The sequence below is a fragment of the Pseudarthrobacter equi genome (genome assembly GCF_900105535.1).
Classification (GTDB): domain Bacteria; phylum Actinomycetota; class Actinomycetes; order Actinomycetales; family Micrococcaceae; genus Arthrobacter; species Arthrobacter equi.
Genome location: NZ_LT629779.1, coordinates 3155962 through 3168812 on the forward strand (window position 1 = coordinate 3155962; position 12851 = coordinate 3168812).

Genomic DNA, 12851 nt, shown 5'->3' on the forward strand with positions numbered 1-12851 from the left:
AGGTCCCCATGAACGCACCGATCTATAAGCAGGCCCTGGGCGCGGACTTCAGCCGGCTCCAGCCGGAACTCCAGGAGTACTTTTCCCTGGTGCCCGGCTCGGGGCGGTACGGCGTGGGCGAGGGAACGTTCGACGTCGTGGGCTGCCGCCAATCCTGGCTGCGCCCACTCATGCGGCTTACCAGCAGCGAAGAGGCGTTCTTTCCGGAGTACGGCGAGAATGTCCCGTTCCGGATCGAGAACCACGCGCACCTCGATCCCTTCGGCCGTTCCAGCCTGACAGCACGGCGGGAGATCCGCTTTACGGGCCGCACCCGGATGTTCCAGGACACCACCAGCGTCAACCAGCGGAGCGACCTGCAAGAGCAGGGCGAGGGGAAGAAGCCGAGCGGCGGAACCCCTCTGGTGGACTACGTGGGACGGTGCCGGCGGATGGTCACCGACCTGAACCTCAGCGTGACCCCGGAGGGCAGGCTGCGCGGCGTATCCGAAGCCTCCCGCCTGTTCCTCGGGCCGCTGCGCATTCCCCTGCCGTCTGCGCTCGACGCCAAAGCCTACGCCGAGCAATGGTGGGATCCGGCCGAGGGCCCCGCCGGCAGGCACCGCATCCAGGTCAAGGTCATCCAGCCGCAGATCGGCTTGGTGCTGGTGTACGCCGGCAGCTTCGATTACCGGCTGCGGCCTTACACCGGGGGCAGCTCCGCCCAGAGTTTCCTGCCGCGGTACGCACAGCCGGATCGATGGGAAAACCGGACCTGAGCGTCCTGGCCGGCCTAGCCGAGGGCCTGCTGGTTCAGCCCGTCGGCCACCTTGGTCAGCTGGCCCAGGAGTTCCTTTGCCCGGGACGGGGTGACGGCGGCCAGCCCGGATGAGGGTGTGATCCGGACGCTGCTGATGGCGGCGGCAGGAAGACCAAGCTGCCGCCACGGGCGCCACACGGCGTCAACGCAGTCAGCGGTCTTCGTCCGTGCAGTGCCGGCCACGTCCAGCGCACCGATCCAGAGCCGCTTTCCAGCTTCAGAGGCGCCCGCCAGCTGTTCCCACTGGCGGGTGGTCAGCGCCTTGAGCGGCACGGCAACTCCGTCCGCACCGGCCGCGAGGATCTGTTCGAACGGCGCCTCCACCTCAGGTACCGCAATAACAGTTTCCACGGCGCCGGCGGCACGTAATGCGTCCAGTACGAGGCGCCACGACTCCCGGGCTTCGGAACCCGCCACCGCGCGGAGGGTACGGTAGCCGCTGGCCGTGGGGATAGTGCCGGCCAGCACCGCAGCGATATCCGGTTCGTCCAGCTGGACAACCAGCCGGGCTCCGGGCACGGCGGCCGCCACCCTGCCGAGGTAGCTTCCCACGCCGGCAGCCAGCGACGCCGCGAGGTCCCGCCGGGCACCATAGTCGATCAAGGCACGCTCACCGTTATGCAGGTGCAGTCCCGCGGCCAGGCTCATCGGGCCGACCAGCTGAATCTTGATTTCCGGGGCAGGGCTGTCTTCTGCGCCCGCCACATCGGCCAGGATGTTGATGTCCGTGGACAACGCCGAGGCCGCGCGGCGGTAATCCTTGCCCGGCCGGTCCACCAGGCGCCAGCCGAAGGGCTGCACATCGACGGCCAGCTCTTCAAGGAGGGACGCGGTGCGCCCCAATGCGTCGGAGCCGACGCCGCGGGCCGGGAGTTCCGGGAGGAACGGCAGGTGCGGGCTGCCGAGTTCGCCGCGGATGATCCGCATTGCTTCGTAGGGGTCGTCACCGGGCCACTGCCCGAGTGCCGTGGCGGTCACTTCCGTGGGCAGGAGCTGTTCCGGCGCCGGAGCGGAAACCCCTGGGTGTTGGGCGGTCACGCTCGCGTCGGCGCCTGCGCCTGCCGGCCAGTCGCCGCCTGGTGGTCCTCGGCAATGGCTTCGTGGTGCCGGATCACTTCGCCAATGATGAAGTTAAGGAACTTCTCGGCGAACGCCGGATCCAGGTGAGCGTCCTCGGCGAGCCTCCGCAGCCTTGCGATCTGCGCCGCTTCCCGCCCGGGATCGCCCGCAGGCAGGCGGTGGTTGGCTTTGAGGAATCCGACTTTCTGCGTTGCCTTGAACCGCTCGGCCAGCAGGTACACCAGGGTCGCATCGATGTTGTCGATGCTGGAGCGGATTGACAGCAGTTCAGCCATCACCGACTGGTCGACCTGCCCGGCCAGCGAACTGGCTGCGGGGTCGAAATCGTCGGAATCGGAAGAATGGAGGTTGTGCTGCGTCATGCATCCAGTCTATGGGCAGGCAGCGTATTGAACCGGCTGTTAAGCGCCGGTGCAGCGTTTGCCGCACCGGCGCTTCACCCCGTGGCCGAACCCCGAGCCTAGAGGCCCAGGAGTGCCCGGCTTTCCTCCCGCCGCCGGGCCTGCTCGTCAGGATCGGGAACCGGAAGCGAGGCGATCAGGCGGCGGGTGTAGTCGTGTTGCGGACTTCCCATGACCTGGCTGCCGATCCCCTGTTCCACCAGCTTTCCCTTGTACAGCACGCCCACCCACGTGGACAGGATGTCTACCACCGCGAGGTCGTGGCTGATGAACAGGCAGCCGAAACCGAACTCTTCCTGGATGTCCCGGAACAGTTCCAGGACCTTCGCCTGGACCGAGACGTCGAGGGCCGACGTCGGCTCGTCGGCAATCAGCAGCCGCGGGTTCAGGCTCAGCGCGCGCGCCAGGGACGCCCGCTGCCGCTGCCCGCCGGAGAGTTCATGCGGGTACCGTCCCGCATACGACGCCGGGAGCTGGACTGATTCGAGCAGCTCGCCGACGCGTTTGCGCGCCTGCCCTTCGCTGGGCCGGGTGTGGATCACCATGGGTTCGGCGATGCATTCGCCGATGGTCAGCTGCGGGTTGAAGGAAGCGGCCGGGTCCTGGAAGACGAACCCGATGTCCTTGCGGAGCGGCTTGAAGGTCCTTTCCCGCAGGTCCAGCATCTCGTAGCCCAGGACCTTGAGGCTGCCGCCGGTGGTCCGGTTCAGGCCGGCGATGGCCCGCCCGATGGTGGTCTTGCCAGAGCCGGACTCCCCCACCAGCCCGAAGACCTCACCCCTGGACAGGGTGAAACTGACGCCGTCCACTGCCTTGAAGGCCGGTGTTCCCAGCCTTCCGGGGTATTCGATGGTGAGGTTTTTCGCTTCGACCAGCACCTCCCCGCCCTGGTGGCGCCGTTCCGTCAGCCCTTCCGACGCCGAGTTCCGGCCCAGGTGCGGCACCGCGGCCAGGAGCTGCCGGGTGTACTCCTGCTTGGGCTCGGCGAACAGCTTCCGCGCTGGCGCCTCTTCCACGATGTCGCCCCGGTACATCACCACCACCCTGTCGGCCAGGTCTGCCACCACGCCCATGTTGTGGGTGATCAGGACGATCGAGGTGCCGTATTGGCCGCGCAGGTCACGGAGCAGTTCCAGGATTTCCGCCTGGACAGTGACGTCGAGGGCTGTGGTGGGTTCATCCGCCACGATCAGTCCGGGGTTCAGTGCGATTGCGGCTGCAATGACCACCCGCTGCTTCTGCCCGCCGGAGAACTGGTGGGGGTAGTAGTTCACCCGGTGTTCGGGATCCGGGATACCCACCTTGCGGAGGGCATCGATGGCCCGTTCCTTGGCTTCCTTGGCTGAGACCCGTTTGCCGCTGCCCTGTCCGGAGTGGGCGCGGATACCCTCTGCGATCTGCCAGCCGACAGTAAAGACCGGGTTCAGTGCCGTGGACGGTTCCTGGAACACCATTGCCACGTCCCGCCCGCGGATCTGACGCAGGCGGGCAGGGCTGAGGCTGATGATGTTGGTGCCGTTGATGAGGACGGCGCCGGAACTGGTGGCCGTTTCAGGCAGCAGGCCGAGGATGGTTTTGGCGGTGACGGTCTTTCCCGAGCCCGACTCCCCTACGATGGCCAGGACTTCACCGGCCTTGAGCTCCAGGCTCACATCCTTGACGGCATGAACGTCGCCGGAGTCGGTGGCAAAGGTGACCTCCAGGTGGTCGATGCCAAGGACGGTCTTTGTTTCCGGGCCTCCGTTGCCCGATGGCGTGTCCAGGTTTTCGGTCACGGTTTGCTCGATTCTGTGTCTCGTCCCGGGGCGGCGTTGCCGGCTGGGGAAACGGCCGGAGCCTTGCGGTTCGCCCGCTTGCGGCCGCGCAGGCGGGGATCGTTGAGGTCGTTGATGCTTTCACCCACCAGGGTCAGTCCCAGGACCACCCACACAATGGCCAGGCCCGGGAAGACTCCCGTCCACCAGATGCCGGAGGTCGTATCAGCAAGGGCCTTGCTCAGGTCGAAGCCCCATTCGGAGGCCGAGCTGGGTTCGATGCCGAAGCCCAAGAAACCCAGTGCGGCCAGCGTGAGGATCGCTTCTGACGCATTGAGCGTGAAGATCAGTGGCAGTGTCCGCGTGGCGTTCCGGTAGATATGGCGGGTGATGATGCGCAGGTTCGACGCCCCCACCACCTTGGCGGACTCAACGAACGGTTCGGCTTTGAGCCGGATGGTCTCGGCCCTGATGACCCGGAAGTACTGCGGGATGAACACCACGGTGATGGATATGGCCGCTGCCATGACACCGCCGAAGAGGCTGGACTGTCCGCCGCTGATCACGATGGCCATGACGATCGCCAGCAGCAGGGAAGGGAAGGCGTAGATGGCGTCCGCCACCACCACCAGGATCCGGTCAAGCCAGCCGCCGATGTAGCCGCTGACCAGTCCAAGGATGACGCCGGCGAAGATGGACAGCACCACGGCGATGATGATGACCAGCAGTGCCGTCTGGGTTCCCCACATCACGCGGGAGAGGACGTCGTAGCCACCCACGGTGGTGCCCAGCGGGTGCTTGCCGCCGGGCGGCTGCTGGGCGGGAAAGTTTCCGTCGCCGTCAGACAGTTGGGCGAATCCGTACGGGGCGATGAAGGGGGCAAGCAGTGCGGTCAGGAGAAAGACTGCTGTCAGGACGAGGCCCATGATGAGCATCCCGCGCTGCAGTCCCACGCTTTGGCGCACATGCGACACCACCGGGAGCCGAAGGAAGAAGGATGCCCGCGGGTTGGCCACGGGTGCTGGTGCTTCAGTTGTGGACATGGTCAGTACCTCACCCGCGGGTCGATCAGCGCGGCGACGACGTCCACGATGAAGTTGGTGGTGGCGACGATGACTGCCAGGAGCACCACAATGCCCTGGACGGCAACGTAGTCACGGGCCGTGAGGTACGTTGCAAGCTGGAAGCCCAGCCCCTTCCATTCGAAGGTCTTCTCCGTCAGGACTGCACCACCGAGCATCACGGCGATCTGCAATCCCATCACGGTGATGATCGGAATCAGCGCCGGTTTGTACGCGTGCTTGGTCACCAGCCTGAACTCGCTGACCCCGCGTGAACGGCCGGCCTCGACATAGTCCTTGCCGAGCGTGCCGATGACGTTCGTGCGCACGAGGCGGAGGAAGATCCCGGCCGTCAGCAGGCCCAGGGCAATGGCCGGAAGCACAGCGTGGGCCATGACGTCGCCCAGGGCAGCCATGTTCCCGCTGCGCAAGGCGTCCAGCCAGTAAATTCCCGTGGGAGCCTGGAGCGACGTCAGTGCCAGTTCGGTCGAGATCTTCGCGCGCCCGGCCACCGGCAGCCAGCCCAGCCAGACGGAGAACGTCAGCTTCAGCAGCAGTCCGGCGAAGAACACGGGGGTGGCGTAGCAGAGGATGGCGAAGATGCGCAGGACGGCGTCCGGAAGGTGGTCCCTGCGCTGGGCCGCCAGCATGCCCAGCGGAATGCCGACGAGGAGCGCCACAATCAGGGCGTTGATGCTCAGTTCCAGGGTGGCGGACCCGTAGGTCCCGAGCATTTCTGTCACTTTGCGGTTGTCGGACAGTGTGGTGCCGAAGTTGCCGGTCACCAGCTGTCCCAGGTATTCGAAGTACTGCACCAGGAGCGGCCGGTCGTACCCGGCGGCGGTGATCCGCTGCTGCAGTTGGTCTGGCGGCAGCCTGCCGCCCATCGCGGCGGTGATCGGGTCGCCTGTGATCCTCATGAGGAAGAACACCATGGTGACCAGGATGAAAATAGTGGGGAAAATCAGGAGGAAACGGATCAGGATGTACTGGCCAAGTCCTCCGCCGGACGACTTCTTCTTAGCCGGCAACAGGCCGTCGGAATCTTCCGGCGGCGCTTCAATCAATGTGGTCATCGGATTACCTAAAAGCTAAAGCCCGCGCCATTGCTCCCCCACAGGACTGGCTGGAAGCGGCCAACGGGGCGGGATGCTGGTGCATCCCGCCCCTTTGCCCGCCGTGGGCAGAATTGGCCGGACTACTTGGAGATAACACCCAGGCGGGTCTTGAACGAAGCGTCCAGGGTGGTCTCCACGCCCTTGACGTCGGCACCGGACACGAGGACCTGGGCACCCTGGAGCAAAGGCAGGGTGGAGAGGTCCTTGGCAACGGCGTCCTGGGTTTCGCCCAGGATCTTGACGCGCTCGTCCTTGTCCACTGTGGTCAGCTGCTTCTGGATCAGGGCTGCAACGGCGGGGTTGTCGTAGTGGTTCTTCAGGAAGTTACCCGGAACGAAGAACGGCGTGAGGTAGTTGTCCGGATCGGAGTAATCGGGGAACCAGCCCAGCTGGTAGACCGGGTAGGCGTCGGCGGTGCGGTCCTTGGAGTACGTGACCCACTCGGTGGACTGCAGGTTCACGGTAAACAGGCCGGACTTTTCAAGCTGTTCCTTAATCATGGCGTATTCGTCGCCCGAGGAGCTGCCGTAGTGGTCCGGGTTGTACTGGAGCTTGATGGTGACCGGGCCGCTGATTCCGGCGTCGGCGAAGACCTTCTTGGCCTTGTCCAGGCTCGGCTTGCCGCCATCTCCGTAGAGGTCCTTCAGGGGCTGCTTTGCGCCGAGGAATCCTTCCGGGACCACGGAGTAGGCAGGCAGGTACGTGCCCTTGTAGACCTGGGTGGCGATGGCGTCGCGGTCCACGATGTTGGCCATGGCCTGTCGGACGGCCAAGGCCTTTGCGGGGTCGGCCTCGGGGGTCTTGGCGCCGTACGGCATGGTGTCGAAGTTGAAGACGATGTACCGCAGCTCGCCGCCGGGGCCCTTGTGGACCTTGACCTTGGAATCCTTCTCCAGGTCGGCGACGTCCGTGGCGGTCAGCGACCGGCCGGCAACATCGATGTTGCCCTGCTGGATATCGAGCTTGAGGTTGTTGGCGTCGGCGTAGTACTTGATGTTGGCGCCGCCGTTGGCTGGCTTGCCGAGCAGTCCCTGGTAGTCAGGGTTCACGCTGAGGCTGATGAGCTCGTTCTTCTTGTAGCTGTCGATGCTGTAGGGACCGGCGAAAGGCTTGGCTTTGACGATGTCGTCGTCGCCCATGACCTTGTCCGCCGGGAAGACTTCCTCGTCGATGATGGGTCCCGAGTTTGACGCCAGGACGCCCGGGAAGACCTGGTCGTTTGCGGCCTTGAGCTTGAAAACGACGGTGGTGTCGTCAGTCGCTTCAACGGACTCCAGGTTGCTCAGCAGCGACGCAGGGCCATTGGGGTCCGCGATCTTGACCACGCGGTCAATGGAGAACTTCACATCGGATGAAGTGAGCGCATGCCCGTTGGCGAATTTCAGTCCGGATTTCAGCTTGACCGTGTACTCGGTGGGGGCGGTGAAGGACGCTGATTCGGCGATGTCCGGCGAGGCGTCGGCACTTCCGGGCTTGGCGTTCAGCAGGAAGGGGTAGATCTGGTTCATCACCAGGAAGGAACCGGCGTCGTAGGAACCCGCGGGGTCGAGCGTGACCACTTTGTCAGTCGTTCCGAGGGTAATCGTGCTGCCTCCGCTGCCGTTCGTGGAGGTACCGCCACCGCCCGACGGGCCCGTGCAGGCCGTCAGTGCGAGTGCGGAGATGCCTGCCAGCGCGATGGCGCTGTGCAGTGCTTTGTTGCTCTTGGTCATCTCTGAACTTTCTGTCCGATGAGTACCTGCGCGCCGGCCACAAAAAGGCGCATGAGCCCGGGCAGCGGCGCGCAGTGCTGATGGGTAGATTCAATCAGAGAGTCAGCACCCAGGAGCGCCAATCCTGTGAGTTGAGACACAAAATTTACCTTGGGCAACAGATGTTTTCCTCCGGCCTGCCGGTCAGGGGGCGGCACGGCAAAAAACGCCGCCCCTACTGCGCGGGGCGGCGTCGTGAGGCGGGCGACTGCCCGGCCTGGGGAAATGTCCTAGAGCACTGCCCGCTGGAGCGAGCGGGCGGCGTCGATGGTGGCCTGGCCGAGCACCCGGCTGCCCTGGTACAGGACAACCGTCTGTCCGGGTGCCACGCCGCGCAGAGGGTCGGTCAGCGTGACCACAAGCCGAGCAGGGGCGTCCGCGGCCTCGGGATCCGCTTCCATCCGGGCACGCGCCGGAACGGGGTCCCCGTGGGCCCTGACCTGGGCATAGCAATCGAATTCCGCGCCGGTTTCCACTTCCCCGATGGGCAGCCCGGCCCAGGACACTTTGATGCCCTGGATCTCATCGATGGCCAGCAGCGCCTCAGGGCCGACCACCACCTTGTTTTCCTTGGGCCGGATCTCCAGCACGAAACGGGGCTTGCCGTCAGCGGCCGGGCGTCCCAGCTTCAGGCCGCGGCGCTGGCCTACCGTGAAGGCGTTGGCGCCGGGATGCTCGCCAACCTTCGCGCCGGTTTCGTCCACGATGTCCCCGGTGGCCATGTCGATCTTTTCGGCGAGCCACCCGGCGGTGTCGCCGTCGGGGATGAAGCAGATGTCGTGACTGTCGGGCTTGTTGGCCACCGACAACCCCCGGCGCTCAGCTTCCGCGCGGACCTCGGCCTTGGACGGCGTGTCTGCAAGGGGAAACATCGAGTGCTTGAGCTGCTCGTGGGTCAGGACGCCCAGCACATAGCTCTGGTCCTTGGCCCAGTCCGCGGCGCGGTGGAGCTCGCGGTTCCCGTGGGAGTCTTCGATGACCTTGGCGTAGTGGCCGGTGCAGACGGCGTCAAAGCCCAGGGCGATGGCCTTTTCGAGAAGCGCCGCGAACTTGATCCGTTCGTTGCAGCGCATGCAGGGGTTGGGGGTGCGGCCCGCGGCGTATTCGTCGATGAAGTCCTGGACCACATCTTCTTTGAAGCGCTCCGAGAAGTCCCACACGTAATAAGGAATGCCGAGTACGTCGCAAGCACGCCAGGCGTCCCGCGAGTCTTCAATGGTGCAGCAACCCCGGCTGCCTGTCCGCAGCGTACCGGGCATCCGGGACAGCGCCAGATGGACGCCGACGACGTCGTGGCCCGCCTCGACGGCGCGGGCGGCTGCAACGGCGGAATCAACGCCGCCGCTCATGGCTGCTAAAACTCGCATGCTGGCTTTCTGGTGGAGGTATTCGGCTTGTGGCCAAGGGGCGGACCGCCGGCACGTGCCGGAAAACGATCCTCGCCTATCTATTCTACGGCCGGCCGCAAATCGACACCCTTGCCCACCCGCGGCCGGTAACGGCACCCGGTCAGCGGACGTTTAGGCGGGCAACCGTCGCGGCCGTTTGGATGGAGGATTCATGGCCAGCCATCCCCGCCTGCCGCGCGCGGGCGCAGGCATCAGGAAGCGCTGCCAGCAGGGCCTCCACGTCCGCCTCCGTGGACGCGTGGCCGAGGGTGAAGCGCTGCGCACCACGCGCGGTTTCCTCATCCAGCCCCATGGCCAGGAGGACGTGCGAGGGGCGCGGCACCCCGGCGGTGCAGGCCGAACCGGTGGAGGACTCCACGCCGGCGAGGTCCAGGAGGAACAACAGCGAATCGCCTTCACAACCCGGGAAGGTGAAATGGGCATTGCCGGGCAGCCGGCCATCGCCCGGCGCACCGCGAAGGATCGCTTCCGGCACCCGCTCCCGGACGCCGTCGATCAGCCGGTCCCGAAGGGCGGCGATCCGGCTGGACTCCGAGGCCAGGGCAGAGGTTGCCCCCTGGGCCGCAGCGGCAAAAGCGGCGATGGACGCCGTATCCAGGGTTCCCGAGCGGACATCGCGCTCCTGGCCCCCTCCGTGCTGGACCGGGGTCAGCTTGACTGCCCGGCCCAGAAGCAGCGCCCCCACGCCCACCGGACCGCCGATTTTGTGGCCGGACACGGACATGGCGTCCAGCCCCGAGCCCTTGAAGTCCACCTCTACCGAGCCGAAGGCCTGGACGGCATCCGAATGGACAGGAACGCCAGCCGCGTGGGCCATCCCGACAATCCGCGAAATGGGCTGGATGGTCCCCACTTCGTTATTGGCCCACATCACGGTCACCAGGGCGATGGATCCGGGGTCGCGCGCAAGTTCAGTTTCCAGGACGCCGAGGTTCACTACGCCGTCGCTGTCTACCGGCAGCCACGTCACGTCGGCGTGTTCGTGCCGCTCCAGCCATTCCACAGTGTCCAGTACTGCGTGGTGTTCGACGGCGGAACAGAGGATTCTCCGCCGCGCAGGATCCTCTGCCACCCGGGACCAGAACAGGCCTTTGACGGCGAGATTGTCGGCCTCAGTGCCGCCGGAGGTGAAAATGACTTCGGAGGGGTGGGCGCCGGCGGCAGCGGCCACCACTTCCCGGGCGTCCTCGACCGTGCGGCGCGCCCGGCGCCCTGAGCCGTGCAGTGACGACGGGTTTCCGGTACGGGCCAACTCGCGCGTTAAAGCGGCCAGCGCTTCGGCGGAAAGTGGGGTGGTGGCGGCGTGGTCGAGGTAGGCAGACACGCAGCAATTCTATCCCCGGGGCGTGACCGCCCCTGGCTGCTGTGTACCCGCGGGTGTATCCACAGCTGTATCCGCGTTGATCCTGGCGCAACATCCTCCCGGGACAGCGGCGGCCGCCACATCGTCCCCACTGCCCCCGCAGGCCTGCGCGGCGCCGCGCAGGAAGGCTCCGTTCATGACGCAGACTACGTCGCGGTACTCCCGTGACAGCCGGTGGAACGGGCAGTTTGGCAACGTGTAGCCGCCGCTCCCGTCCGGAACCGGCCGGTATCCCGTGGACGTCAGAAAGTCCTCCAGCGACGCGGCGCCGCCGGCCTGGTCGCGGCCCGCCGTAAAGGCAGCTTCCCGAAGCGCCTCGCCTACCGTCTCCCCCGTGGTTTGCGCCCGCTCAATGGCCGCAGCAAGGACTTCTCCGGCAAGGTCATAGTTCCGGTCGGGAACCGAGGCCGTAACTTCCCGGGCAGCGGGCCGGTACATCTTGGCCGGCCGGCCCGATCCGGGCCCGGTGCGCCCCGGCGGCTTGTGGAATTCCACGGACAGAAGGCCGTCCTGGACCAGGCGGTCCAGGTGGAACGAGGCGGTGCTCCTCGGCACGCCGGCCGCGCCGGCCACCTCATCGCGTCCCAGCGCGTGCGGGGCGGCAGCGACGAGTTCAAAAATCCGGAGCCGCTTGTCGTCGGCCAGCGAGGCGAGGGCCGCCACGCGGCGCACCCAGGGAAGCCTGCCCATAATCCACCACTTCCATAGTCAATATCTCTTGATTATAGACCTGCGAAGTTTCTAAAATAGTAAAATCTACTTTTAGAAGGAGTTGCTATGAAAACTGCATCAGCCACACGCACTCATCACCTGACGGCCGTTGATCCGGCGCGGCAGGCCTTCCTGCTCCTGCGCACGGTGTTCACGGTTGCGCCGATCCTGTTCGGCCTGGACAAGTTCACGAACGTGCTCACGGACTGGACCATCTACCTCGCCCCGCAGGCCACCGCCGTGGTGCCGCTCCAACCCGAGACCTTCATGTACGTGGTTGGTGTCGTGGAGGTAGTGGCAGGCATCGCCGTCGCAGTACGCCCCCGCTTCGGATCCCTGCTGGTGGCCGCTTGGCTGGCCGGCATCATCATCAACCTCCTCGTCCTGGGAAGCTTCTTCGACGTTGCCCTTCGCGATTTCGGCCTGCTGGTGGGTGCATTGGCCCTCAACCGCCTGGCGCAATGGAACAGCAGCGCCCAGCGGAACGGAGCGTCCAGGCAGGAGCAGACAGCGCCGCGGACCACTTAGTTGGACGGTGGCAGGATCGGCAGGAACTTAACGACGTCGCCACGTGCCGACCCCAAGGATGCGGTATCAGGGCAGGACACACTGACGTAGACCGAAGAACCTGCAGTCGCAAACAGCCGGGCCAGGATTGCCGTGGCCCGGCCGCCCTGCGGCACGGCGGGCTCCAACGCCAGTACCTCGACGGTACGGGCGGGCGCGTCAGGATCGCCGCCCCACCGCAACTTCTCCGTCTTGAGGTATTCCGGCAGGATCGTGGGATCCAGGTACTTGAAGAGCGCCACTGTGGATTCGCGGTCGTCACCCTTGGCCAACGCCGACTGGTTACCCCTGACCTTCGCCGCCACCAGGCAGCCGTCAGCCTTAAGATATTGGCTTTCACCGGCGACGTTGTCCTTGACCTGCTTCCACCCCGGGGCCTCCTTCAGGCCGTCAGCCAGCCCCACCGGAACACCGCGCGCCAGGATGGCGCCGGCGCTGAAGGGAAGGTCCTGCGCAGCCACGGCTTCAGCATCATGGCCTGGAGTGATGGTAGGGGTGGCCAGCGCCGACGGACTCTGCACCGGTTCGGGAACGGACGGATCGCGGACATCCACGCTGCACCCCGCCAGCAAAGTACCCACCACTGCGGCTCCGGCCGCGAGCGCCTGCAGCGGCACCCGCCGAGGCCTTGCGCGCGCAGCCCTGCCCGCCGTCGGCATCTCCATCTCCACCCCAGTCAGTTCCCGGACGGCCGCTTCGGCCGTGCCCCCACGAGTCTAAACTCCAGGGCACCGGGAACCGGAGCCGCCCGGACGGACGTTGAGAGAACAGAGACCGCGGCCGTCCCATAAGGAAGGTCGCTGGCTAGACTGGGCAGGCCGGATTCCCGCGGACCGG

General features: G+C 66.0%; 12 protein-coding genes. 2 read left to right on the forward strand and 10 right to left on the reverse strand.

Translation table 11 applies throughout. The annotated features are described in order from the left end of the window. Positions 1 to 8 precede the first annotated feature (8 nt). A complete protein-coding gene (locus BLT71_RS14265) occupies positions 9 to 758 on the forward strand; it encodes a DUF4166 domain-containing protein (RefSeq protein ID WP_091721471.1) in 750 nt (249 codons plus the stop codon). Between the two features lie 14 nt (positions 759 to 772). Here BLT71_RS14265 and BLT71_RS14270 read toward each other — a convergent pair whose 3' ends face one another. From BLT71_RS14270 to BLT71_RS14310, 9 genes are all read right to left on the reverse strand, one after another. After that, entirely contained in the window at positions 773 to 1837 is a 1065-nt protein-coding gene (locus tag BLT71_RS14270; protein ID WP_231994300.1) for a uroporphyrinogen decarboxylase/cobalamine-independent methonine synthase family protein, read from the reverse strand. After that, the gene (locus tag BLT71_RS14275; RefSeq protein ID WP_015937628.1) at positions 1834 to 2241 is read right to left on the reverse strand and encodes a chorismate mutase; all 408 of its coding nucleotides are present in this window, start codon (positions 2239 to 2241) and stop codon (positions 1834 to 1836) included. The genes BLT71_RS14270 and BLT71_RS14275 overlap by 4 nt, the downstream gene beginning before the upstream one ends. 98 nt (positions 2242 to 2339) lie before the next feature. Next, positions 2340 to 4055, reverse strand: coding sequence for an ABC transporter ATP-binding protein (locus BLT71_RS14280; protein WP_172829980.1), 1716 nt, complete (start codon positions 4053 to 4055; stop codon positions 2340 to 2342). Continuing rightward, entirely contained in the window at positions 4052 to 5077 is a 1026-nt protein-coding gene (locus BLT71_RS14285) for an ABC transporter permease (RefSeq protein WP_091721473.1), read from the reverse strand. Before BLT71_RS14285 ends, BLT71_RS14280 begins: the two co-directional genes overlap by 4 nt. A 2-nt stretch (positions 5078 to 5079) precedes the next feature. After that, the gene (locus BLT71_RS14290; RefSeq protein WP_091721476.1) at positions 5080 to 6171 is read right to left on the reverse strand and encodes an ABC transporter permease; all 1092 of its coding nucleotides are present in this window, start codon (positions 6169 to 6171) and stop codon (positions 5080 to 5082) included. Positions 6172 to 6293: 122 nt separating this feature from the next. Then, entirely contained in the window at positions 6294 to 7925 is a 1632-nt protein-coding gene (locus BLT71_RS14295) for an ABC transporter substrate-binding protein (RefSeq protein WP_091721478.1), read from the reverse strand. Positions 7926 to 8194: 269 nt separating this feature from the next. After that, positions 8195 to 9331: a tRNA 2-thiouridine(34) synthase MnmA gene (mnmA, locus tag BLT71_RS14300; RefSeq protein WP_091721481.1), complete on the reverse strand. Its 1137-nt coding sequence runs from the start codon at positions 9329 to 9331 to the stop codon at positions 8195 to 8197. Positions 9332 to 9473: 142 nt separating this feature from the next. After that, a complete protein-coding gene (locus BLT71_RS14305) occupies positions 9474 to 10697 on the reverse strand; it encodes a cysteine desulfurase family protein (protein ID WP_091721484.1) in 1224 nt (407 codons plus the stop codon). Positions 10698 to 10706: 9 nt separating this feature from the next. Continuing rightward, positions 10707 to 11426 (reverse strand): helix-turn-helix transcriptional regulator, encoded by a 720-nt coding sequence (locus BLT71_RS14310; RefSeq protein ID WP_091721487.1) that lies wholly within the window; start codon positions 11424 to 11426, stop codon positions 10707 to 10709. Between the two features lie 87 nt (positions 11427 to 11513). On the opposite strand from BLT71_RS14310, the gene BLT71_RS14315 reads away from it, so the two are divergent. Further along, positions 11514 to 11975 carry a DoxX family membrane protein gene (locus BLT71_RS14315; RefSeq protein WP_157693478.1) on the forward strand — a complete coding sequence of 154 codons (462 nt, stop codon included), beginning with the start codon at positions 11514 to 11516 and terminating at the stop codon, positions 11973 to 11975. Here the strand turns inward: BLT71_RS14315 and BLT71_RS14320 are convergent. Then, positions 11972 to 12673: a hypothetical protein gene (locus tag BLT71_RS14320; protein WP_091721490.1), complete on the reverse strand. Its 702-nt coding sequence runs from the start codon at positions 12671 to 12673 to the stop codon at positions 11972 to 11974. The genes BLT71_RS14315 and BLT71_RS14320 overlap by 4 nt on opposite strands. Between the last annotated feature and the right edge of the window lie 178 nt (positions 12674 to 12851).